The sequence below is a fragment of the Acinetobacter sp. TWP2-2-3 genome, from assembly GCF_049896445.1.
In the GTDB taxonomy this organism is placed as follows: Bacteria; Pseudomonadota; Gammaproteobacteria; order Pseudomonadales; family Moraxellaceae; genus Acinetobacter.
Genome location: NZ_JAFCUI010000001.1, coordinates 641893 through 664701, shown reverse-complemented (window position 1 = coordinate 664701; position 22809 = coordinate 641893). Strand labels below are relative to the sequence as shown.

The window sequence follows — 22809 nt, the reverse complement described above, 5'->3', positions numbered from 1 at the left end:
AAAATCAAATTTACGATTTTACCTGCTTACGATAAACACTTGGACGTACAGGGCGACTGCCTTTCCAAAGGCCTTTTTTCTGTTTCTTAGCTTTATTTTGCAGCTCCATCATATAGCGTAAATGGTTTTTATCTTTGATATATTCTTCATAGACCCACGCTGCACCACGTTTGACAATCTCTTCATTGATATTTTTGCGATAGCGGTAGACCACACCGACACAGCGGCCATAACGGTCAATATCGGTAATCTTGACCCGAACCATTTTATTATTCACCATGCTTTTGACCAGACGCTGCGATTCCTTGCCATAGGCTTGTGATGATTCAGGGGCATCGACAAAAGCAAAGCGCAATTTGGTCTCAGAGCGACGAATATTAAAACGGTAGCAGGTGAGGGTATCACCATCACTTACGGCTTTTACACGGCACCAGTATTTTTTGCCTTTCTTAAAGGGGCGGAAAACATCTTTTAAATAAACTGTAATTTTATGCAGCAGATAATAAGAAAAACACAGCAGTACGAGGCCCAGCACAATTTGCCAGGTGATGGAGAGATTTAACAAAGGCAAGATCCAAATCAGCAAAACCAGCTGTAAAATCACAGCTAAAAGTCGAGCCATTTTAGAGCAAAGCCAGTAGATCTACGGCTTAAAAGCTAATCACTCAGTGTTTAGTTTTGTACCAGCTAAAATAGCCTAAGTATATTTTTCTACTGAAAAGATGAAGATGCAACCATCTAAACTTATATAAAAATAGCCTAAGTAAACTTGCATTCCTTTATAAATAGCCTAAGCAAAAATTTTATAAATTTCACTTCTCAAAAATTGATGTCTTTTATTCTCTTGCAAATCCTTATGCCAATACATCCCCATATTAATTTTCGGCAGTTCCACAGGGACTTCAAAAATATTTAGACTGGTAGCCAATTGTAAATGCGTCAATACATTTTTAGGAATAGTCAGCATGGCTGTCTTTTGCTGCTCCAGAATTTGCAGAGCAGTTGAGTAATGCTGACAGCGTAAAAAAATCTGTCGTGAATATTGTTTCCGACTTAAATAAATATCTTCAACTAAAACACCAGTACGGCGTGATGACACGCCAATATGAGGCGAGGCAAGATAAATCTGCTCATTCATTTCTGTTAATTGTGTACACACTACAAATTCATCTTGCACCAGGCGTTCAAACTGGATTTTTTCAGCAATGTTTTGTTCCAGATCTATGACAAAATCAATCTGTTGAGAGGCGAGGTCTGCTGCTATATTTTTACGGTCCAGTTTCATGCTGCTAAGCTGAATTTCTAGATTGAGTTGCTGAAAGTGCTGAACGAGTCTGGGAAAGATCATTGGTTCAATTTCATCATGAACGGCAATTTTCAAACTCTGAATCATTTCTGGTCTGAACTGCTGATGTTGTATTGAAATATTTTGAATTGCAAAAAGTGCATTCTTCAGCTCAGGATAGATCTGTTCCGCAAACGGCGTAGGTTGCATTTTGCTACCAGTACGTACAAATAAATCATCCTGTAAATGCTGCCTTAAACGTTGTAAAGCATGACTAGCAGCAGACTGGCTGATTGATAAAATTTGTGCAGCTTTAGAAATACTGTTCTGCTCATAAATTGCCATAAAAAGCGGATAAAGGTTAATGTCGATACGATGAAAATTTCGCAGGTCCATGACTGTTTTAGAATGAATACTATGCATAATAATGTATGGGATAAAATCATTTTATTCATAATAGGTTTTGGGTTAAGGTGTTGTAAAGTGTATGAATTAGAATATTTAGAGGGATAAAGAGATGTTTGAGCTTTCAGCACGTGCACAAGATTATTTAAATAGAACCAAAAAATTTATTGCTGATGAAATTGAACCAGTTGAAGCTGATTTCTGGCAGCAGATTCACGAGTTGAATCAAGGCAGTGACTGGACCAAATGGCAATGGCCAGCAGAACTGGAAAGCTTAAAAGCCAAAGCCAAGGCAGTTGGCCTTTGGAATATGTTTCTCCCTTGTCCTGAGCTTGGCCAGGGTTTATCAGTTCAGGAATATGCGCATATTGCCGAACTTTCCGGTCGTAGCCTGATTGCACCAGTGGTATTTAACTGTAATGCGCCAGATAGCGGCAATATGGAAGTATTGTGGCGTTATGGTTCTGAAGAACAGAAACAGCAATGGCTGATACCACTTTTAGAAGGAAAAATCCGTTCGGTCTTTTGTATGACTGAACCTGCAGTCGCATCCAGTGATGCGACCAATATGCAGGCAACGGCGATGGTGGAAGGTGATGAGATTGTTCTCAATGGCCGTAAATGGTGGTCATCAGGTCTAGGCGATCCAAATGCCAAAATCATTATTTTTATGGCGCATACTCCAGATGAAACAAAAGACCGTCATCATCAGCATTCGATGGTTTTAGTTCCTGTGGATACTGCCGGCGTTAAAATCGAACGCATGCTACCTGTATTTGGTGACTACGATGCACCACATGGCCATGGTGAAGTCAGCTTTGAAAATGTCCGCGTTCCGGTAGCGAATTTTATTGGTGGCGCCGGTCAGGGCTTTGAAATTGCCCAAGGTCGTTTAGGACCAGGCCGTATTCATCATTGCATGCGCTGTATCGGGGCTGCGGAAAAATCCTTAGAGTTGATGATTGACCGAGGCATGAGCCGGACAGCATTTGGCAAAGAGATTTTAAAACTCGGTGGCAATCTGGAACGTGTCGCGGAAGCCCGGGTTGCAATTGATCAGGCACGCCTTTTGACCTTGTATGCCGCCTATAAAATGGATACTTTAGGGAATATGGCGGCACTGACTGAAATTTCTGCAATTAAAGTCGTTGCGCCAAGTGTGCTGGAAAAAGTTGTCGATATGGCAATCCAGATCCACGGCGGTGCCGGTGTCTCTCGTGATACGCCACTGACCGGATTCTTTGCCCAGGCACGTGCCTTACGTTTGGCTGATGGCCCGGATGAAGTGCATAAGGGCATGATTGCCAAACTGGAACTGGCAAAACGTGGCTACAGTACACGCCACAAAAAATAAACTGGCTTAAATAGAAGATTGCAACGTATTAAAAAATTTTAAGGAAAAATTATGGCGGTTATTGATGTAGGTGGAGCAGTTCGTGCAGGTGAAGAACTGGATGTACAAGCCATCACCAATTGGCTAATTCAGCAAAATGTGAATGTTGAAGGCCCTGTGCAAGTGACCCAATATTCAGGCGGAGCTTCAAACTGGACCTACCGTTTACAGTATACCAATGCCGATCTAATTTTACGTCGTCCGCCGCAAGGTACCAAAGCCAAATCAGCCCATGATATGGCACGTGAATATCATGTACAAAAAGCCTTGTCTGAACATTATCCGGTGGTGCCTGAAATGGTGGCGCTTTGTCAGGATGAATCAGTGATTGGTTGTGATTTCTATGTGATGAAACGGCTTGAAGGAATTATTCCTCGCGCCAAAATGCCAGCTGAGCTGCAGCTTACTGAATCCGATATCCGGACTTTATGTATCAATGTGATTGATAAACTGATCGAATTGCATCAGGTGCCTTATCAAGGAACTGAACTTGAAAATCTCGGTAAGGGTGAAGGCTATTGTCGCCGTCAGGTCGAAGGCTGGGATGTACGTTATGAAAAGGCTAAAACTTTAAATGTTCCATCGTTTAAATATGTGCGCAACTGGCTTAAAGATAATATTCCTTCAGATTCTAAAACCTGTGTGATTCATAATGACTGGCGTTTTGATAATGTCATCTTAAATCCGGAAAATCCGACTGAAGTGATTGGCGTACTGGACTGGGAAATGGCGACACTCGGCGATCCGCTCATGGACCTAGGTTCTGCTTTAGCCTATTGGGTGGAAGATACTGACAATGCCATCTTTAAGGCAACACGCCGCCAGCCGACCAATCTAAAAGGTATGTTTACCCGTAAAGAAGTGGTGGATTACTACTTGGGAAAAACCGGCCTGCAACCGGAAAACTGGGCGTTTTATGAGGTGTTCGGAATTTTCCGTCTCGCGGTGATTGCCCAGCAGATCTATTATCGTTATTACCATAAACAGACTAATAATCCAGCGTTCAAGGATTTTTGGGTGGTGATTCATGCCTTGCATATTCGTGCCTTAAAACTGATTGGCAAGCAAAAACTGGAAGCCAATGAGATTGCACAAAAGTATGTGCTTAAATTTAAAGAGATAATGCCAAAATGACAACCATTTACTTGATCCGGCATGGCCAGGCCTCTTTTGGCGCAGAAAGTTACGATCAACTTTCGCCCAACGGCGAGTTACAGGCAAAGCTTTTGGGTCGCTATTTTGACGAAATCCTGAAAGAAGCGCCTTATGTGGTGGCTGGTTCCATGCAACGCCATCAACAGACAGCGCAATTATCACTGGACAAATGTTTTCCGGAAAGTGAGATTCTGACCGATAGTGCCTGGAATGAATTTAATCATCAGCAGGTATTCGCCCGTTATGAGCCGCGCTTTAATCAGCCTGAATTGCTGAAACAGGATGTATCAGAACATGAAAATCCACGGGATTATCTGAGCAAGATTTTTAGCGGTGCAATTGCACGCTGGACTGGCGATGATTATCACCATGAATATGATGAATCTTGGCCAAGTTTCAAAGCACGCGTGGAAAGCGGCTTAGAAAATCTGTGTGACCAGTTGTCCAAAAGCCGACCACGCTATGCAGTAGTTTATACCTCAGGTGGGGTGATTTCTGTGGCAGTGGGTAAAATTCTAGGGCTGAGCCCGGAGAAAACCTTTGCCCTAAACTGGGCGATTACAAATACCAGTATCACGACACTGCGTCTGGTGGGTAATGAACCGCAACTACTCAGTTTAAATGAACATCATTTTATCAAGGCACAGCGTCCAGACTTATTGACCTGGATTTAAAACCTAATACGCTAGAAAAATAAAGGAATAGGGTAAATACATGGCTAAAACAATTTTAATTACCGGTGCAAGTTCAGGGATCGGCGCCGGTATGGCACGTGAATTTGCGAAAAAAGGCTATAACCTGGCGATTTGTGCACGTCGTTTGGAGCGTCTGGAAATCTTAAAGCAGGAACTGGAAAGCCAATATGGCATCAAAGTCATTGCCAAAACACTAGATGTCACCGATTACGATCAAGTGTTTGAAGTGTTTCGTGCTTTTAAAGAAGACTTTGGCACCATTGACCGAGTTATTGTGAATGCTGGTGTCGGTGAGGGCCGCCGGATTGGTAAAGGTAATTTTGCTATCAATAAAGCCACGGTTGAAACCAACTTTATTTCGGCATTAGCACAATGTGAAGCTGCAGTTGAAATCTTCCGTGCACAAAACTCTGGCCATCTGGTGATGATTTCATCTATGAGTGCAATGCGCGGTATGCCAAAACATTTAACGGCTTATGGTGCAAGTAAGGCCGGCGTGGCTCATTTAGCGGAAGGCATTCGAGCTGAATTGATCGGTACGCCAATAAAAGTGACCACCATTTTCCCAGGATATATTCGTACTGAAATTAATGAAGGGGCAAAAAAGCTACCTTTTGAAGTAGATGAAAAAACTGGTTCGCGTTTATTGGCAGCAGAAATTGAAAAAGCACCAGTTAAGGCTTATGTGCCGAAATGGCCTTGGTTGCCACTCGGTCTAGCCATGAAAGTATTACCACTTAAACTGGTGAACAAGTTAGGTTAAAAGCGCTCTTAGATCTATAAAAAGAGAAGCTAGAGCGCTTCTCTTTTTATTTTTTATGACAAACTGAGAAAAATTTCTGAATCAGTATTTTTTTCTAAAAAATGTATAGCTTGAATTTACAAAAAAGCGAAATTTTATAAATCCTAATATATTGATTATTAAAATAAAGTTTTAAATTATCAAAAATTATATTTTTATTTTATTGATGAATTTGCAATTAAATCAATTACTTTTAAATTTTCGTTTCATGAGAAAGACCATCTTTTACTTTTCCTAATTTTCGCCAATTTTAAGAACTTTTCCAAACTGTCCAAAACTTAGACATACTCACTCTAAAAGTGGAAAGATAACTTCTCTTTTTTAGAATTTCCTTTAATGTACAACCGTTCAGAAATTAAAGGTTGTCCATATGTCTACATCTGCGGATATGACTGACCAGCAGCGAATCTCCAAGGTCAGAAGTATCGTTACCCAGGCCGGGGAAGAGGTGCGTGCTCGTTATCCCATACTCAAACATCAGAACTTTATAGGTGCGAGTATTTTAGGCTTTGCCTGGGCAGGCATGATTGCATGCGCGGTAGCATATGGAACAGGTTATCTCTCAGCATGGTTTACCATTCCCTTGATTGCGATTTTTGCATCATTGACCCATGAATTGGAACATGACCTGATTCATTATATGTATTTCAAAAAAACACCTTGGGCACATCATCTGATGCTGGCACTGGTCTGGTTGGCACGTCCAAACACCATCAGTCCGTGGGCACGTCGTCGTTTACATTTGCATCATCATAAATATTCAGGCACTGAACATGACCTGGAAGAACGTGGCATCAGTAATGGTATGCCTTGGGGGCATTCGCCGAATTCTGGTGATTAGTGACCAGTTGATGTCAGTGTATCTGCGTCCATTTCAGATGATTAAAATGATTCATCTTTTCCTGGAAAAACAGCCTGAAAAAGAACGTAAAATTGCCATGATTTCTCAGCTATTTGGCTTTTTACCTCTCAGCATTATTTACTATGGATTGTGCTACCTGTTTGTGGTCTTTCATGGTTTAAATGCAGTTTCACCGCTATTCGGTTATGAGATGCTCTGGTCGCAAGGCATTGTCGACGCGATGCCGATTGTAAATCTGCTGGCAGTCATCTGGGTGATTCCGAACTTTATCCGTTCTTTTAGCTTGCAGTTTGTCAGCTCAAATATGCATTACTATGGCGATATTGATCCACGTGATGTGATCAAACAAACCCAAGTGCTCAATCCATGGTGGATGGTTCCGTTCCAGTTATTCTGCTGTAATTTCGGTTCGACCCATGCGATTCATCATTTTGTGGTCAAAGAGCCATTTTATATCCGTCAACTGACGTCCAAAACGGCGCATAAAGTAATGAAAGAAGTGGGCGTGCGTTTTAATGATGTGGGAACTTTTAAGCGTATGAATCGCTGGAATGACTATAAAATCTAAGCTTTGATTGTCATAAAAATCCCGTTTTTAAGCGGGATTTTTTATATTTATCCTTGATGTTTTACCCAATGGCAAGATGTATAAGCCTGTATTTTGCAAGAATCCTATCTTAGTTAAATTTAGGTGAACATTCATTTAAAATGACTGTTGAGGAAATAGTTCAAAAGAATAAACTCAGGTAAAATTAAGTATATCCCTATATAAATTAGCCCGCTATGTTGCTGAAAGCCGCCACCATTGCCTTGATTCCTGCACTTGTCATTCAGGGTAATCGTGTCAAGAAAAATACCCTAAGACTGCCGGAACCTGAAGGTGCACGTGAAGGTCAAACCGGAACCGGCAACAAACTGTCTCTGCTCATTTTAGGGGATTCGGCAGCAGCAGGTGTAGGAGTAGAACATCAGGATGACGCATTACTGGGTGCAATTCTGCATGAACTGAAAGATGACTTTGAAATTGACTGGAAATTACAGGCCAAAACAGGCGATACCAGCTCAAAAGTAATTCATGCTTTGGACCAAATAGAAGTCCAGCACTATGATGTAATCGTCACGTCGGTTGGCGTCAATGATGTGACCAAACTGATACCTGTCGAGGTTTGGATTCAGAAGCAGGAACAGCTTTATAGTAAAATTCAGCAAAAATTTAGTCCGAAACTGATCATTGCTGCCGGTGTGCCGCCAATGAATATGTTTCCGGCGCTACCGAATCCTTTAGCCTGGCTATTTGGCCAGTATGCTAAACAGATGAACCAGCAACTAGAAAATTTTGTGAATCAGCAAGTGAATATGCAATGGATTGAATACGATATTGAGAAGTATCGTGCCATGAATTTACAAATGGCTGCAGATGGTTTTCATCCGAGTAAGGAAGTTTATACACTTTGGGGACAAGAAGTAGCTGGCAAGATTCGGAAGACCTTCTAAAATAGTTGAAATCTCTCAATTTAGTTAATTCTATGTCTGATATTGAAACGCATCCGCTACCGCCATTTTTACCGCCCAATGCCAAATTACTGATGTTGGGTAGTTTTCCGCCACCTGCCACACGCTGGAAAATGAACTTTTATTATCCAAACTATCAAAATGATATGTGGCGGATTTTTGGACTGATTTTCTTTGAAAATAAAGATTACTTTTTAGATCTACCCAATAAAAAATTTCAGGAACAATTGATCCGGGAGTTTTTAACAGAAACGGGGATTGCGATTTTTGATAGTGGCTATCAGATCCGGCGTTTAAAGGGCAATGCTTCAGACAAATTTTTGGAAATTGTAGTACCTACCAATATTGAGCAACTACTCAGCCAAATGCCGCAGTGCAATCATATTATGACCACAGGCGACAAGGCCACAGACACCATGATGCTGTCCATGCCTGAAGGGACTTTAAAGCCGAGTATTGGTCAACCTAGCCAGGCCCATTTTGTCGGACGTGATCTGTATTTATATCGCATGCCTTCATCTTCTCGAGCCTATCCGATTTCTCTGGAGAAAAAAGCCGAAAGTTACCGGACGATGTTTGAACATGTGGGTCTGGTTTAATATTTAATCCAATAATCAGATGAAAAAATAGTTAAAGAAGTTTCTGGGCTGCAGATAAGAAATGAACTTACTATTTGTAAGTTTTTGGTTGTATTTATTCACATATTTGGATATTCGACCCAGCGATAGCTATTGATCTTAATCTCCCGGACATGATGAAAGCTGGACCAGATTAACTGGCTACCTTTGGTCCATTTTAAAGCTCGAATACGCGAATCCACCTGCTGTATTTCCTCAGGTGAGGCCGGACGTAAAGGCTCAATTTCTGCATATAAGCGTACTCCTGGATAACGCTTAAATTTACCTTTAAGCAACGCATGAAACCAAAACATTTTGCTACTGTTCACAGCCTGTATGCAGGCCATCGGCTGATGCTGTAAATTTTCAGAAAAAGTAGTGGAATAAGTATCAAAAAAGAAACCCGTACTGGTCTTTTTGTTGAGGAATACGGTTCCGATCGGAGTAATACTAGGAAAGCCTTTGGAGTTGACTGTTGCAATAGAGCAATGCATGGCGGCCCGTTGTGCATCAGCGACCACCTGGCGAATCTGTTGCCATTCATTATCAGAAATCATGCCTTGATTCTCTTATTATTTTTATAAATTTTATAACAAGTTACCCAGCTCGGCATTGCCTGAAAAAACTGAAGCTACGGCAGTTTGATCAATCTAAATCGTTATTCAGATTATAAAAAAGAGCCCCATAGGCTCTTTAAAAAATGCAAAACTCGGCGATTAGCCATCGTATTCGACATAATCCCATAAGTTTAAACGTGCTTTAATTTCCTGACGGATCTCGGGCAAGATCGGCAAAAGAGTGCCATCAATCCATAAGCTCAATGCTTGGGCAGAGAGTACTTGCTGCAGTTCATCGACCAGTTGTGCACCTTTCAACATAATACCGGTCTCATCAGTGGCTTCGGTTTCTACACCTTTAAATAAAACCTGTAATTCATAACCGCTATCCTGAATCAGCCATTCCAGTTCAAGTTGAATATTTTCACTGGATTTCAAAACTACCTGTCCCTCGACCGTATCGGAGTCGGACAGACAGTCATGTTCCACCCGAATTTTGGCCAAATACCATTCTTGCTGGGATAAATCATGGAGAGTTTTTACAGGCGTCAGAATATCACTGAACTTAAACTGACGGCTTAAATCAAAAAATTGCATGGGAGTGGAGGGCGAACAATCGCAAAATACGAGAAAAGTGTAATTCTAAAGTAAGCGCAATCGACTGTAAAACCTTTTAAAAGATGATCGGACTAAGTTAGGTTAATCGGCTATTCTCGAAATACGGGCTTTTCATAGCATGTAATTTTAAGGTCACTCCAATGTCATTACATTAACCATTCACCGGGAAATTTCGTCACCAGATTCATCATAAAACGCTGGAATTTTGTAGTTTCCGGATCATGTGAATGTTGAATGCTACGGCCATCTTTTTGATGTTCCAGCCAAATCATTTCATTTTTTTCGTTCAGTTTAAGTTGATAAGCCACGCGTGGTAAGTACTGATCCATCGCACTGGTGATTTCCTTCTGAAAATCTTCCGATTCAATGACCAGACCGACTTCGGTATTCAGATAGGCTGAACGCGGATCAAAATTAAATGAACCGACAAACACCATGCCATCCAGATCAAAAAATTTGGCATGCAAACTGGAGCTATTTTTGTTTTTAGCCGGGATGATGTCTCCAGTCATAATTTCATACCAGGTCCGTTCCGGACGGACAATGTAGGGTTTAAATTCCCAGAGTTCGATGCCACTTTTCAATAATTGCTGACGATATTGCTGATAATAGGCATGCACCGCAGCCACATCATTGGCCTGAAAAGAGTTGGTCAGGATTCTGATTTTCACACCTTGTTGCGCACGGCGGGTTAAATAGTCGGCCCCTTTTTGCGTGGGAATAAAGTACGAGGACACCAGTTCCAGATGTTTTTTTGGCTCACCCATCAGTTCGAGCATATGGGTATAAATATAATCGCCATTTTTGGCATGGGGGCGTGCTTTTGCGGGACTATCCGCAACAAAATAAGCCGGCGCCCAGTGAATGGGTTGTTTTTTTAAGTGTTGTTCGACTTGTTTCTCGGCAATGCCCACCCGGCGTTTGAGTTCAGTTTCGTCAACATCTTCTCGTTCAAATTCAGTTCTGAGCCTTTTAAGCATTTCAGGATGGCCGGCATCATTCAAGATCTGTCGAACGTCATAACTCAGATCATCATTCCAGAAGTTAATAAAGGTCTGATTGGCATCTGTTACGCTTTGCCCTGCGAAGAATATATCCACATCGGTGAATTGAAAATCTTCACTGGCATCAAAATATTCACTACTGATATTGCGGCCGCCGGTCACGGCTGCAGTGCCATCCGCAATGATTAATTTATTGTGCATGCGATGATTAACCTTTTTCATCCGGAAGCCATAATCTAGCGCACGTAAATGACGAAATTTATAGGGATTAAAAATCCGGACTTCAAAATTTGGATGCTGGCTTAAAGCAAGAAGCTTGTCATCAAGCTGGGTGCCATTTTGATCATCAATCTGGACCCGAACTTTGACACCGCGATCGGCGGCTTTGAGTAATTGGGACAAGATCATATTGCCAATATAATCATCCTTCCAGATATAATATTGTAGATCCAGATGATATTTGGCTTTGTTAATCAGGTGCAGGCGTGCTGCCATACTCATAAAGCCATCATAGAGCGGCAAGAAAGCCGTTTTACCGCTATTAATCTGTTGTTTTGAAAGTTGATTGTCGATCCAGTGCGCAGGTCGAACCGGCGTGATTTTCGCTTCTTCAGCAGTGTTGGGAGCCAGTTCACAGCCAGAAAGCATGATGCTAAAAGTAAAAATGCTCAAACATACAAAGGGCGAAGGTTTAGTCATTGATGTTCCATTAATTATAGGATCTTTTATTCCTTATCTGGTGATGTTAATAGTTGAATCTCCGAATAGAAAGAGGTTACTGTTAGTCATCTGTAAATCAGCAAAAAAAGACAGTTTTACATGAAATCACGTGCAGCAGTTGCGTTTGGTCCAGGCCAGCCATTAGAAATTGTAGAAGTGGATGTTGCTCCACCAAAAGCAGGTGAAGTACTGGTAAAAATTAGCCATACAGGCGTGTGTCATACCAATGCATTTACCTTGTCTAGTGAAGATCCTGAAGGTGTATTTCCTGCAATTTTGGGTCATGAAGGTGCGGGTGTGGTCGTTGAAGTAGGTGAAGGGGTCACCAGCCTGAAACCGGGCGATCACGTGATTCCGCTTTATACTGCTGAGTGTGGCGAATGCTTGTTCTGTAAATCAGGTAAGACCAACCTGTGTGTTGCTGTGCGTGCGACCCAGGGTAAAGGTGTCATGCCAGATGGTACGACCCGTTTCTCTTATAATGGCGAGCCGATCTATCACTATATGGGTTGTTCAACTTTTTCTGAATATACCGTGGTAGCTGAAGTTTCTCTGGCAAAAATTAATCCTGAAGCCAACCATGAGCATGTTTGCCTGCTTGGTTGTGGGGTGACTACCGGTATTGGTGCGGTGCATAACACCGCTAAAGTTCAGGAAGGTGACAGTGTTGCAGTATTTGGTTTAGGTGGTATCGGTCTTGCTGTAGTACAAGGCGCACGTCAGGCCAAAGCCGGCCGTATCATTGTGATTGATACCAATCCGGATAAATTTGAACTGGCGAAACAGTTTGGTGCAACAGATTTCCTGAATCCAAAAGACTATGATCAGCCGATCCAGCAAGTGATCGTCGAAATGACTGGTTGGGGGGTAGACCATTCATTCGAATGTATCGGTAATGTAGATGTAATGCGTTCAGCACTAGAATGTGCGCATCGTGGCTGGGGTCAGTCGGTAATTATTGGTGTAGCCGGAGCAGGTAAAGAAATTTCAACCCGTCTATTCCAGTTAGTCACAGGTCGTAAATGGATGGGTACTGCTTTTGGTGGGGTGAAAGGTCGTTCACAATTACCGGGAATGGTAGAGCAATCCATGAAAGGTGAAATTCAGCTGGAACCTTTTGTGACTCATACCATGCCATTAGGTCAGATCAATGAAGCTTTTGACCTAATGCATGAAGGCAAGTCGATCCGTACAGTCATTCATTTTGACTAAGCTGTTTTAATCTAAAAAAGACCGGTATTAAACCGGTCTTTTTTATGCGGCTTTCACTTGATTCAGGATACATTAGTGCATGAAAGCCTCACAGAGAGTCACTGAAACAACACACGCCTGCTAATGTCATTACATGCCAGATGCTTATATTAAATAGGACGTATGAAGATACGTGCTAAAACCATTTTAAAGAATAAGGATAAGCTCTATGTCGAATGATAATTTTGATCGTGATGTAATTAATAATGCGCCTAAAGATGTCCGCGATGATTTAAATGCTGATCCAATTACGGGTGAACCTGGCGCACATCCTGTAGGTACAGGTGTAGGTGCTGCAGGTGGCGCAGCGGCAGGTGCAGCCATTGGTGCTGCAGGCGGTCCAGTCGGTGTCGCTGTTGGTGGTGTAGTCGGTGCTGTTGTTGGTGGTCTGGCAGGTAAAGGTGTAGGCGAAGCTATAAATCCAACAGAAGAGCAAGCTTACTGGCGTGATAATTCGATCAATACGCCATACTATTCAGATGCCCGTACTAGCTATAGCGATCTGGATTATGACCGTGATTATGATACGGCCTACCGAGTCGGTTATGAAAACCGTGGCAGCTATGATGCCCATACCCGTTTTGAAGACGTAGAACCTGATTTGAGACTGAAATGGGAACAAATGAAAGGCGAATCACGTTTAAACTGGGAACAGGCTAAATTTGCAGTGCGTGATGCCTGGAATCGTGTTTCACGTTAATTTTTAATCTTTGGATTAAACTGAAGTTTCTTTGGTAAAATCTGCAATAGGTTTGTGGGTTTTACCAATTTTAGTGATACATCTCACGGTTTGATGAATTAATAAATAAAAGTAGAAAAGTTAATAAATATTTTTTTATATTTAATGCTTGTCAAATGATCACAGAGCGCGTATTTTAATTTCAGAATCACATTTTATGAAAGACATAACATGTTAAAGCAGCCTATCATTTCAAACGCATATTTTTATTTCTGGCAGTTTAGCTAATTGCCTGAATGCGTTTGGGCAATGAAAAGGTTGCCCACCAGTTTATACCTGATCGGCAACCCTGATCAGGTTTTTTTATGCCTTTCATTTTTTACAATATTTTGGAGACAGCCATGACAAACTTTAACTATTCATACTTTAACAACTTTTATTGGTCTTATTTTAGTCAGCTAATGACACTCACAACACCTTCGATTAGACCCATAACGCTCAAATAAAAGTTTGGACTGATTGCCAGTCCCAGGATTAAAGTCATGAATATCCCAAATACATCACAACAACATCATGCTGAAAGCATTTTAATTTTACCTCAGCAGCTTAAGCAGCAATTGCCACTGTCTCCGCAATTGGCCAGCCAAGTCGCTGAACATCGTCAAACCATTCAAAATATATTAGAAGGCAAGGATCATCGTTTGATGGTGGTCACCGGCCCATGTTCCATTCATGATGAAGCCTCCGCGCTAGACTATGCAGAAAAATTAAAACAGCTTCAGTCACAGGTATCTGATCAGATTTTCCTAGTGATGCGTGCTTATATCGAAAAACCACGGACTACGGTAGGCTGGAAAGGTTTCCTTTACGATCCAAATCTGGATGGTTCATCCAATATGCAATTGGGCTTGGAAAAATCCCGTAACCTATACCTCAAAATTATTGCAATGGGTCTCCCGATTGCCTCTGAAATCCTTAGCCCGATGGCAACAGCTTATTTCGATGACTTACTAGCTTGGGGTGCGATTGGCGCACGTACCAGCGAATCGCAAATTCATCGCGAAATTTCCAGCCATATGCCATATAGCATTGGTTTCAAAAATGGTACTGACGGTTCGATTCAAATTGCTCTGGATGCCATTCAGTCTGCCTCTCATCCGCATCAATTCCTGGGAATGAGCCAATCCGGTTTGCCATGCATTTTACACTCGCAAGGTAATCCTAAAGCACATTTGATTTTACGTGGCTCGAATAGCGGACCAAATTATCAATTGTCAGAAATTGAGAAAATCCGCGCCAAACATCAGATCGACTTACCCGCATTGGTGATTGACTGTAGTCATGGCAATAGCTCAAAAAATCCGATGCTGCAGCCTGAAGTACTGGAGCAGATCGTGGCAGAACGCTTACAGACCAATGTTCGTGGTGTAATGCTAGAAAGTCATCTTGTTGACGGGAATCAAAAAATTTCTGAGCAAATGACTTATGGTCAGTCAGTCACTGATGGATGTCTGGGCTGGAAAAAAACCGAACAACTATTGTTAAATATGACTGACTCACTACGAATTGAAGGTTTGAAGCGTAGTGCTTAAAACTGAATGATGTCTTTCCTCAATTGATTGGGGAAAGACAGAATCGGATGAAGCTGATCAGTGCATCTCCCAGATGCTTAAATCAGCTCATCAGAGCGTTTGAAAATAAAAATAATGATTAGAACGATTTTATAAATTGAATAAAATAATTAAATTAAAAAATAAACAATAACAATAATTTATTAGAGATCTTGCTCCAGCTCATTCTATACGGCTGACCAGTCATGATCTCAGGAATCTCGATATGTATACAACCGAATTGCTCGATGAAGCACGTAAATTTATGCACCATATGCTAAGCGTAATACGGACTCCAATAATGAACTGCGCTTGCAAATCAAATTGAAAAGTAATCGTCTTAACCCAGTTTTGCAGGCGGAAAGTACTCAAATATCTATGCTTGAGCAGTCTAGATCACGCACACTTTCTACCGATTAATACTGAGGATCTGGGCAACGCATAATTTGGCTAAAAACGTATGGCCAATGTCACTTTTAATGTTAGGTGGCATAATCAATGCCAGAGTCTGAAAGCGGATATTTCTATTTTGGACTTACAAGGGTTGTTATTCACCAATTAAAATGTCTATGCGATAAACCATTTAAAATGTCCTGTTTTTAACCACAAGAGTCAAGCACAGGATTTAACTTTCTTTGTTCAATAACAGCTTTCTGAGCTTTACGACTCGGCATACTTTTCTTGAGACGGGAACGTTTATTCTGTTTTTCCAACTCTTCATGCTGTTGCTGAATATGTGCCAGAACTGTACCTAACCGTTTATTCTCAACGATCTCATTCTGCTGTAGCCCAGCTAATTTATTGAAAATGCTGTAGTTGAGCTTTCGTCCCTCGTGCATGAGGGCCACAGTCCCATCCGGGTACTCCAGAAATGAAATATATTGCCCAACAAGCTTATGATTCAGCTCTGTCGGTTCAAGCAGATAAATACATTTGTCATAGGTCAGGGTCAGATTCTTGGTGACCTTACGCGGTTCCTGCCAGGTAAAAATATCATCCAGTTCAAGATGAGATTCGGTTAATGGCCGATGTAAATTCTTTGAGTTTCGCGCACACTTGGCAAACTTCTGATTGAAATGCTCAATAAAGCAGGGCAGCCAGGCATTTGCCTCGGCAATTGAACAGATACCTTCTAGGCGCATTTCCTTGATCAGGCGATCCTGGAGTGTTCTATTGGCACGTTCCACACGGCCTTTGGCCTGGGGTGAGTTGGCGAAGATAATATCAATATTTAACTCATTCAGAATCCGCCCAAATTGCGTGATCTGGCTATCTTGGCTCGATTTCTGATTCACTCGGAATACCGAGTGTTTATCGCTATAAAACGCTAAAGGCTTGCCGTATTGCTCAATGTAGGCTCGGGTTGAAAGCATATAATCAAAGGTCGTTTCAGCCTCACAAAAGCGCAGATGCAACAGCTTTCCAGTGGCGTCATCGATATAAACCAGCAAGCAGCATTTGGAAGCTCGACCTTCAAACCAGTCATGATATGAGCCATCGATCTGGATCAGCTCACCGAAGCAATCACGGTTGTATCGAGGCTGATATGGACGTTTCAGGCGCTTGGATCGAGGAATCCAGAGGTCATTTGCAGTCATCCAGCGACGAACCGTTTCTACCGGGATATGCAGGCCAAACATGCTGCTGAGCTTCTCATGAGCCAATGTAGGACCAAAGCCAAGTAAATGTTCAGAAATAATGGAAAGACATTCTGATTTTAACAGGACGTCATGGCGACGATGACCCGGTTGACCACGACTGGCATGTGCCATACCTGAGACACCATCTTGATTGAGCTTCTGCAATAACCGGGTAATTTGACGGGTGGAAAGATTCAGGATTTCAGCAGCACGGACCTGGGTAATACGATGATCTCTAACGTCTTGCAGAACTGCAAGACGTTGAATTTCTTTATCAGACATAGTGATCAGCATTTATATTTTATATCCAGTCCATGGTGATAAAAACCATCATAAACCAGACATTTTTATTGGTGAGAATATAGACACTTTAAATGGGTTCTAACAAGGGCCTTTCGTATAATCGCCATTATGTTAAATGGCACTAAGCATATTAATTTTGTCTATATTTACGATTATCAAATATGTTCATAAATATTAATGTAAAGAATACCATGAGGGCATATTGCAAACTAAAAGCAATAGCAGAAATATAAGGATGTGCGAAACTGTTTAAGTAGGTAAGAGTATCGCCTTTGCGCCATTCTTTATATGGTGGGAGAGGCTCATCATTAATAATAAACCAAGTCAGGTTCATTAGGCCTAAAGTAAAACAGAAAAATACAATGCCAAGCCAGCCATTGATAGACTGCTGGTTCTTATTTAATGTTGCATAATGCTGACGTATTTGTCTTACATATTTGGCTGGTAGTGGGTGTCTTAAATAATTAATAACAATAAGCCCAATCACGAAAAAATTACATATTGCAAAATAGTCATTTAGAAACTTATGTTGGCTTGAAATCGAAGAGTCAATTGTGGTCGGAAATAAGCCCTGAAATGAGAAATCAAAACTGACTATGACTAATGCGATTACAGTGGGTACAAGATAAAAATAATAAAATGGTGCTGTAACATCTAAATAATATAAAAAAGCTGATTTTTTTTTCATAGTTTTTGGTGATTTCGTTTAAGTTTTCCTAAAATTAACATAATACACGTTATACGAAATTCTCTATTTTATTTTATATAAATCATATTTTTATAGTCAAATAAAAAGCCTAACTTAGCTGAATCGGGCTTTTTTAATAATTTATTAAGTTCCACGCCTGTTATTTGAGCAAAGTTCCACGATTTAGTTCAATTTTCATAAACATTGTCCTACTTTTCATAATTCGTTATCGCATATGGTAGAACCGAAATTGGTACATAAAAAATAGGGGAGTTGGTAATCATAAGGAAAAAAAATGACACTCTATATGTCGTAAAGGACAAATAATGAATCGTCTGACAGAGTTTTACCATTTAAATGACAATCTTCTTTTTGAGCAGAGTTGCTTTAAAAAAGCATACATATTGCAGGTTAATTTAATTTTTATTGAAGTTCATCACATAAATTTTTAAAAATATTTTCTTTATAAATCAAATATATTTGAGCATATTTATAAAACGCTGCACAATCAAATTAAAATATTTGGCATAAATCTAAGATCAAGGTTTGTGCAGTTGTGCATTTCCGGGGGAAAAGATGTTCACGGCAGAATTGTTGGACGAAGCAAAAAAATTCATGCATCACATGCTGACTAAAGTGGTGGAATATGGCGGTTCAGATTTATTTATTACGGCTGATTTTCCACCGAGTATTAAACATCAAGGCTTAATGAAACCTTTTGGACAGCAGGAACTCACAGCTGAAAAAACCAAGCTGTTTGCCTACAGTCTGATGAATGATAAACAGCGTAAAGAATTTGAAACTGAACTTGAGTGCAATTTTGCCATCACCGTGCCAGGTGTTTCCCGTTTTCGGGTCAATGTGTTTGTACAACAACTTAATGTTGGCATGGTGATTCGTACCATTACTGCAGAAATTCCAAATTTCCAGAAGCTGAAATTACCGGAATCTCTGAAACATGTGATTATGGAAAAACGTGGACTGGTATTGGTAGTCGGAGGAACAGGTTCCGGTAAATCAACTTCACTCGCAGCCATGATTGACTATCGAAATGAAAATTCAGCCGGGCATATCATTACCGTAGAAGATCCGGTTGAATATGTGCACAAGCATAAAAAATCCATGATTACTCATCGTGAAGTCGGAGTGGACTGCCATTCCTGGCATAATGCGCTGAAAAATACCTTGCGTCAGGCACCAGATGTGATTCTGATCGGCGAAATTCGCGATACTGAAACCATGGAACACGCGATTGCTTTTGCTGAAACTGGACATCTGTGTCTGGGAACGCTGCACTCGAACAATGCCAACCAGACTTTGGACCGGATTATCAACTTCTTCCCGGAAGAACGCCGGAACCAGCTATTAATGGATTTGTCATCCAATATGAAGGCGATCATTTCACAGCGTCTGATTCGTACTCAAGATGGTAAAGGCCGTCGTGCAGCGATTGAAATCATGTTAAATACGCCACTGATGTCTGACCTGATTTTGAAAGGTGAATTCCACGAATTGAAAGCGATTATGGCGAAATCGCGTGAACTGGGCATGCAGACCTTTGACCAGGCCTTATTTGACCTGTATAACCAGGGTGAAATTTCTTATGAAGAAGCCTTGCGCAATGCCGATTCTACCAATGAGTTACGCCTGCAGATCAAGCTGAAAAGTAACCGACAGGACAGTACTGCACCAGCTAGTGAAGCAACCCAATTCACCATGATGCAAGATCCAAAAGCGGATGAGAAAGAAGCAGAGAATACTCCGGTGTCAGAATAAACATTTACTCAAAAAATCACAGGCAGAATTTTCTGCCTGTTTTTATTTATCTTATTTATTATTCAATCCATAAAACTAGACGGTTTTACGTTGCACCACCAGCTTAAAATAAATAATACTGCTTAAGGTTAAAATACCGCATAGCATAAAAGCAAACTGATAACTGTAAGCTGCAATGATGGCACCAATCAGCAGTGAACCGATGGCAATCCCCAGATCATAAAAAGTATAAAAAGTTGAGGTTGCATAGCCAATTCGATGCTTGGGCGCACGTTGAATCGCCAAGGTTTGAATACACGGTTGCACACTGCCAAAGCCCACGCCAACCATGACTGCAGCCAGCATGAATCCCCATAAGGTCTGAATCTGGCTAAGTAAAAATAAACCCAAACTAAAAGCCATCAAGGCCGGATAAATCACATACTGCGGACCTTTACGATCATAAATTTTTCCGGTGATCGGCCGTAAGCTCATCATGGAAATGGCGAAAACCACAAAGAATAAACCCGCATAAGCCATTAAATCCTTGCTGGCTGCAAATGGCGCGATAAAGGACATGATGCTCGCATAAGAAAAAGAAATCAGCATAGCCAGTACCGCGACAGGCAGCACTTTCTTTTCCACAAAATCATTCAGCTCAAGCGATGTTTTCTTGTTGGTATTTTCGATGATTTTTTCAGGCTCTTTGACCGGAATCAAAAAACAGAAGGCAAATCCAATAAAAACCAAGACGATCAATAGCATACTGACCTGAAAATAAGACCAGTATTCCATCAGGCTTAGACCTATTAACGGACCTAAGACAATCCCCAGATTAACCGACATGACAAAATAGCCCATGCCTTCGCCTTTACGCTGCTCCGGAATAAACTGGTTCACCACAAGCACACAAACTGTAGTCAAGATACTGAACCAGATGCCGTGTAAGAAACGGATGATAAACAGAATCGTGAGCTGATCTGCCAACAGATAAGTAAGTGAAAATAAGCTAAAGAACACTTCAGAAATAATCAGGGTTTTACGCACCCCGAATTTTTCGATAATTAAACCGCTAAAAGGTCGCACTGCAATGGCAGACACCATAAACAAGGTCATGGCCAGACCTGCCTGAGTCAGGTTGCCGCCTAATTCTTTTAAGATGTATATTGGCAAAATTGTGGTTTGTGCAAAATAGAAAATAAATAAAAATAGGTTGTTGGCCAAACAAAGCACAAATGACTTGGTCCATAGTGGCGCTGCAATGGCGTTCATGATTTTCCTAAAATGATATGCTGTAAGACGCTGGGCTCAGCATGGGAAATTATTGTTATAAATAAGCGCGAGCTATCTAGGAGCGAAGGAGATATGAGCAAGACTTTAAGAAAAATAAGTGAAAAATACAATGATATTTCATGATAAATGCATGAAATTTAATTTGAACTAGGAAATGCAACGCTTGATCTTTAATAAAAAAATCAGCCCGGAGGCTGATTTTTTTAAAGTTAAAATGGCTTAGAGGCCAGCTTCATATTCTGTATTGGAAAGCAGCTTTTCGACATCTGCCATATTGTCTGGCTTGATTTTATAGATCCAGCCTTTGCCGTATGGGTCATCATTAATAAAATCAGGATCATCTTCAAGATCAGGATTGATTTCAACCACTACACCAGACACCGGCGCATGAATATCAGAAGCTGTTTTTACTGATTCAACCACGCCAGCTTGTTCGCCTGCAGTGATATGTGAAGCAAGATCTGGTGCTTCGACATAAACCAAATCACCTAACGCATCCTGTGCATGGTCGGAAATACCGGTCACAACAAGATCACCCTCAATGCGCGCCCATTCATGTGTACTTGCGTACTTTAATTCTGCAGGATGATTCATTGATAACTCCTTAAAAATCTTAAGATCATTTTTGACATGTTTTATACATTCTTTTTAAGCAAAACAAAAGGCTTATACTCCCTTATAAATAAGGATCTTTGCGCCAGTTGCTCGGGCTGCGACCACTCCAGCGTTTAAACGCCCGGCTAAAATTGGCCACATCACTATAACCCAGTTCATCGGCAATCTGTTCCAGGGTAAAATCTGTCCGGGATAATAACGAGGTGGCATGCCGGTAACGCACTTCATCGACCAGGGTAGAAAAGGAGGTGCCTTCGGCGGCGAGTTGACGTTTTAAGGTGCGGTCAGACATGTGCAAGCGATCCGCCACACTTTCAATACTGAGATAGTGTTGCTCAGCATGGGTCAATATATCCCGGACACGCATGGCAATCCGGTGCCGTTCACCCAAGGCAGAAAGTTCTGTTTCACACTGGTTAATTGCAATCTGGCTGGCAATTGGATCGGCATGTACCAGCTTGTTCATCAGATAGCTTTTATCAAAACTCAGAATTAAATGCGGCTGTTCAAAGCGGAACTGATGGGTAGGGAACTTCGCCATAAAGCGTTCGAAACCTTCAGGCTTCTTAAAATCGAAGTCGATTTCTCCCGTTGCATCGTTAATGCCTGTAATCGCTTTGGCCATACTGATCAGACCAATCATTAAAGCAATTGAAATTTCGGTGCGCAGAGGTTCAAGCTGAATATCGGTTTGCAACTGCACCGTGGCTTTGGCGTCAAAGGTTGAGAAAAATAATTGCAGGAAGGGTAAACGGAGTTGAATAAATCGGTTCGCCAGTACCAGCGCATCGGTAATATTATTCGCCGTCATAATGGCATAGCCAATAAAGCCATGAATCGAGATCCGCATCTGTGTGCCAAGATGATAGCCCAAGGTCGGCTCTCCGGTCAGTTTCAGGGCATATTTGACCAGTTCATTGGCGACAGGAGTTGGAATACGAAAATCAGGATCTGCCAACTGTTCACTGGTCAGGCCAAAAGGTTGGAAAAGCGACTCATTGTTATAACCCCAGCGGGAAATGACATCGAGAAGCAGGAGACCGTAAACACCTGGAATTCCTTGGTCTTGGCGTGGAGCAATTGTTTTCATGCGCGATCCGTTGCACTCATTCAAATTTTTTTATTTATAAATAGATATTGGCATGAAGCCACCAAATTTTTCATTAAAATTGTTGGACAAAATTTTGGCGATTGTGATTCTGCCACTGGCAGATTAGCCTGAATTCAGCATTAAAATCAATTTAAACCACATAATTTTATTGATGAAATTAAAATTATTTTATTGAATAAGTCGCATCCCAGCATCTGTTTGCTCAGGACAGGACGATTGGTCTAGTTTTATTAATCATT

At 41.2% G+C, this 22809-nt stretch carries 20 protein-coding genes and 1 pseudogene; 11 read left to right on the top strand and 10 right to left on the bottom strand.

The window, feature by feature from the left end:
• Nucleotides 1-10 precede the first annotated feature (10 nt).
• Nucleotides 11-622 carry a thermonuclease family protein gene (locus ACP7AK_RS03200; protein WP_005246145.1) on the bottom strand — a complete coding sequence of 204 codons (612 nt, stop codon included), beginning with the start codon at nt 620-622 and terminating at the stop codon, nt 11-13.
• 168 nt (nt 623-790) lie between these two features.
• Entirely contained in the window at nt 791-1708 is a 918-nt protein-coding gene (locus tag ACP7AK_RS03195; protein ID WP_325755955.1) for a LysR family transcriptional regulator, read from the bottom strand.
• Between the two features lie 94 nt (nt 1709-1802).
• Between ACP7AK_RS03195 and ACP7AK_RS03190 the strand changes: the two genes are divergently transcribed.
• The 7 genes and pseudogenes from ACP7AK_RS03190 to ACP7AK_RS03160 all read left to right on the top strand — a co-directional run bounded on the left by ACP7AK_RS03190 (nt 1803) and on the right by ACP7AK_RS03160 (nt 8708).
• Entirely contained in the window at nt 1803-3044 is a 1242-nt protein-coding gene (locus ACP7AK_RS03190) for an acyl-CoA dehydrogenase family protein (protein WP_425878543.1), read from the top strand.
• Nucleotides 3045-3095: 51 nt separating this feature from the next.
• Nucleotides 3096-4217, top strand: a complete 1122-nt coding sequence (locus ACP7AK_RS03185) for a phosphotransferase family protein (RefSeq protein WP_005251968.1) — start codon at nt 3096-3098, stop codon at nt 4215-4217.
• Nucleotides 4214-4912 carry a histidine phosphatase family protein gene (locus ACP7AK_RS03180; protein WP_071850090.1) on the top strand — a complete coding sequence of 233 codons (699 nt, stop codon included), beginning with the start codon at nt 4214-4216 and terminating at the stop codon, nt 4910-4912. The genes ACP7AK_RS03185 and ACP7AK_RS03180 overlap by 4 nt, the downstream gene beginning before the upstream one ends.
• Nucleotides 4913-4952: 40 nt before the next feature.
• Nucleotides 4953-5696, top strand: coding sequence for an SDR family oxidoreductase (locus tag ACP7AK_RS03175; RefSeq protein ID WP_425878540.1), 744 nt, complete (start codon nt 4953-4955; stop codon nt 5694-5696).
• 409 nt (nt 5697-6105) lie between these two features.
• A pseudogene (locus tag ACP7AK_RS03170) lies at nt 6106-7165 on the top strand (fatty acid desaturase).
• Nucleotides 7166-7380: 215 nt separating this feature from the next.
• The gene (locus tag ACP7AK_RS03165) at nt 7381-8091 is read left to right on the top strand and encodes an SGNH/GDSL hydrolase family protein (RefSeq protein WP_004280437.1); all 711 of its coding nucleotides are present in this window, start codon (nt 7381-7383) and stop codon (nt 8089-8091) included.
• 32 nt (nt 8092-8123) lie between these two features.
• Nucleotides 8124-8708, top strand: coding sequence for a uracil-DNA glycosylase family protein (locus ACP7AK_RS03160; protein WP_425878538.1), 585 nt, complete (start codon nt 8124-8126; stop codon nt 8706-8708).
• A gap of 98 nt (nt 8709-8806) precedes the next feature.
• Here the strand turns inward: ACP7AK_RS03160 and ACP7AK_RS03155 are convergent, their stop codons facing one another.
• The 3 genes from ACP7AK_RS03155 to ACP7AK_RS03145 form a co-directional block, all read right to left on the bottom strand.
• Nucleotides 8807-9283, bottom strand: a complete 477-nt coding sequence (locus ACP7AK_RS03155) for a pyridoxamine 5'-phosphate oxidase family protein (RefSeq protein WP_071850087.1) — start codon at nt 9281-9283, stop codon at nt 8807-8809.
• Between the two features lie 159 nt (nt 9284-9442).
• Entirely contained in the window at nt 9443-9880 is a 438-nt protein-coding gene (locus ACP7AK_RS03150) for a hypothetical protein (RefSeq protein ID WP_425878536.1), read from the bottom strand.
• Nucleotides 9881-10047: 167 nt separating this feature from the next.
• Nucleotides 10048-11604 (bottom strand): phospholipase D family protein, encoded by a 1557-nt coding sequence (locus ACP7AK_RS03145; protein WP_180038459.1) that lies wholly within the window; start codon nt 11602-11604, stop codon nt 10048-10050.
• A 120-nt stretch (nt 11605-11724) separates the two neighbouring features.
• Between ACP7AK_RS03145 and ACP7AK_RS03140 the strand changes: the two genes are divergently transcribed.
• The 3 genes from ACP7AK_RS03140 (at nt 11725) to ACP7AK_RS03130 (ending at nt 15147) form a co-directional block, all read left to right on the top strand.
• Nucleotides 11725-12837 (top strand): S-(hydroxymethyl)glutathione dehydrogenase/class III alcohol dehydrogenase, encoded by a 1113-nt coding sequence (locus ACP7AK_RS03140; RefSeq protein WP_425878534.1) that lies wholly within the window; start codon nt 11725-11727, stop codon nt 12835-12837.
• Between the two features lie 208 nt (nt 12838-13045).
• Nucleotides 13046-13576 carry a hypothetical protein gene (locus ACP7AK_RS03135; protein ID WP_425878532.1) on the top strand — a complete coding sequence of 177 codons (531 nt, stop codon included), beginning with the start codon at nt 13046-13048 and terminating at the stop codon, nt 13574-13576.
• 521 nt (nt 13577-14097) lie between these two features.
• On the top strand, nt 14098-15147 hold the full coding sequence (locus ACP7AK_RS03130) for a 3-deoxy-7-phosphoheptulonate synthase (protein WP_425878530.1): 1050 nt from the start codon (nt 14098-14100) through the stop codon (nt 15145-15147).
• A gap of 617 nt (nt 15148-15764) precedes the next feature.
• Here ACP7AK_RS03130 and ACP7AK_RS03125 read toward each other — a convergent pair.
• Together ACP7AK_RS03125 and ACP7AK_RS03120 are read right to left on the bottom strand one after the other, a co-directional pair.
• A complete protein-coding gene (locus ACP7AK_RS03125; protein ID WP_159373180.1) occupies nt 15765-17099 on the bottom strand; it encodes an ISNCY-like element ISAba32 family transposase in 1335 nt (444 codons plus the stop codon).
• Between the two features lie 139 nt (nt 17100-17238).
• Nucleotides 17239-17796, bottom strand: a complete 558-nt coding sequence (locus tag ACP7AK_RS03120) for a hypothetical protein (RefSeq protein WP_005262814.1) — start codon at nt 17794-17796, stop codon at nt 17239-17241.
• A 576-nt stretch (nt 17797-18372) separates the two neighbouring features.
• On the opposite strand from ACP7AK_RS03120, the gene ACP7AK_RS03115 reads away from it, so the two are divergent.
• On the top strand, nt 18373-19572 hold the full coding sequence (locus ACP7AK_RS03115) for a PilT/PilU family type 4a pilus ATPase (RefSeq protein WP_425878527.1): 1200 nt from the start codon (nt 18373-18375) through the stop codon (nt 19570-19572).
• A 75-nt stretch (nt 19573-19647) separates the two neighbouring features.
• Here the strand turns inward: ACP7AK_RS03115 and ACP7AK_RS03110 are convergent, their stop codons facing one another.
• The 3 genes from ACP7AK_RS03110 to ACP7AK_RS03100 all read right to left on the bottom strand — a co-directional run bounded on the left by ACP7AK_RS03110 (nt 19648) and on the right by ACP7AK_RS03100 (nt 22549).
• Complete coding sequence (locus ACP7AK_RS03110) at nt 19648-20823, bottom strand: MFS transporter (protein ID WP_425878525.1); 1176 nt, start codon at nt 20821-20823, stop codon at nt 19648-19650.
• A 240-nt stretch (nt 20824-21063) separates the two neighbouring features.
• Nucleotides 21064-21438 carry a glycine cleavage system protein GcvH gene (gene gcvH, locus ACP7AK_RS03105; RefSeq protein WP_005262825.1) on the bottom strand — a complete coding sequence of 125 codons (375 nt, stop codon included), beginning with the start codon at nt 21436-21438 and terminating at the stop codon, nt 21064-21066.
• Between the two features lie 82 nt (nt 21439-21520).
• A complete protein-coding gene (locus ACP7AK_RS03100) occupies nt 21521-22549 on the bottom strand; it encodes an AraC family transcriptional regulator (protein ID WP_005262827.1) in 1029 nt (342 codons plus the stop codon).
• Nucleotides 22550-22809 lie beyond the last annotated feature (260 nt).

Coding starts and splice junctions, on each gene's coding strand:
- ACP7AK_RS03195 (WP_325755955.1), bottom strand. CDS start 1,708: ATGCATAGTATTCATTCTAAAACAGTCATGGACCTGCGAAATTTTCAT.
- ACP7AK_RS03110 (WP_425878525.1), bottom strand. CDS start 20,823: ATGAACGCCATTGCAGCGCCACTATGGACCAAGTCATTTGTGCTTTGT.
- ACP7AK_RS03150 (WP_425878536.1), bottom strand. CDS start 9,880: ATGCAATTTTTTGATTTAAGCCGTCAGTTTAAGTTCAGTGATATTCTG.
- gcvH (WP_005262825.1), bottom strand. CDS start 21,438: ATGAATCATCCTGCAGAATTAAAGTACGCAAGTACACATGAATGGGCG.
- ACP7AK_RS03125 (WP_159373180.1), bottom strand. CDS start 17,099: ATGCTGATCACTATGTCTGATAAAGAAATTCAACGTCTTGCAGTTCTG.
- ACP7AK_RS03155 (WP_071850087.1), bottom strand. CDS start 9,283: ATGATTTCTGATAATGAATGGCAACAGATTCGCCAGGTGGTCGCTGAT.
- ACP7AK_RS03175 (WP_425878540.1), top strand. CDS start 4,953: ATGGCTAAAACAATTTTAATTACCGGTGCAAGTTCAGGGATCGGCGCC.
- ACP7AK_RS03130 (WP_425878530.1), top strand. CDS start 14,098: ATGAATATCCCAAATACATCACAACAACATCATGCTGAAAGCATTTTA.
- ACP7AK_RS03120 (WP_005262814.1), bottom strand. CDS start 17,796: ATGAAAAAAAAATCAGCTTTTTTATATTATTTAGATGTTACAGCACCA.
- ACP7AK_RS03140 (WP_425878534.1), top strand. CDS start 11,725: ATGAAATCACGTGCAGCAGTTGCGTTTGGTCCAGGCCAGCCATTAGAA.
- ACP7AK_RS03165 (WP_004280437.1), top strand. CDS start 7,381: ATGTTGCTGAAAGCCGCCACCATTGCCTTGATTCCTGCACTTGTCATT.
- ACP7AK_RS03200 (WP_005246145.1), bottom strand. CDS start 622: ATGGCTCGACTTTTAGCTGTGATTTTACAGCTGGTTTTGCTGATTTGG.
- ACP7AK_RS03180 (WP_071850090.1), top strand. CDS start 4,214: ATGACAACCATTTACTTGATCCGGCATGGCCAGGCCTCTTTTGGCGCA.
- ACP7AK_RS03100 (WP_005262827.1), bottom strand. CDS start 22,549: ATGAAAACAATTGCTCCACGCCAAGACCAAGGAATTCCAGGTGTTTAC.
- ACP7AK_RS03160 (WP_425878538.1), top strand. CDS start 8,124: ATGTCTGATATTGAAACGCATCCGCTACCGCCATTTTTACCGCCCAAT.
- ACP7AK_RS03190 (WP_425878543.1), top strand. CDS start 1,803: ATGTTTGAGCTTTCAGCACGTGCACAAGATTATTTAAATAGAACCAAA.
- ACP7AK_RS03145 (WP_180038459.1), bottom strand. CDS start 11,604: ATGACTAAACCTTCGCCCTTTGTATGTTTGAGCATTTTTACTTTTAGC.
- ACP7AK_RS03135 (WP_425878532.1), top strand. CDS start 13,046: ATGTCGAATGATAATTTTGATCGTGATGTAATTAATAATGCGCCTAAA.
- ACP7AK_RS03115 (WP_425878527.1), top strand. CDS start 18,373: ATGTTCACGGCAGAATTGTTGGACGAAGCAAAAAAATTCATGCATCAC.
- ACP7AK_RS03185 (WP_005251968.1), top strand. CDS start 3,096: ATGGCGGTTATTGATGTAGGTGGAGCAGTTCGTGCAGGTGAAGAACTG.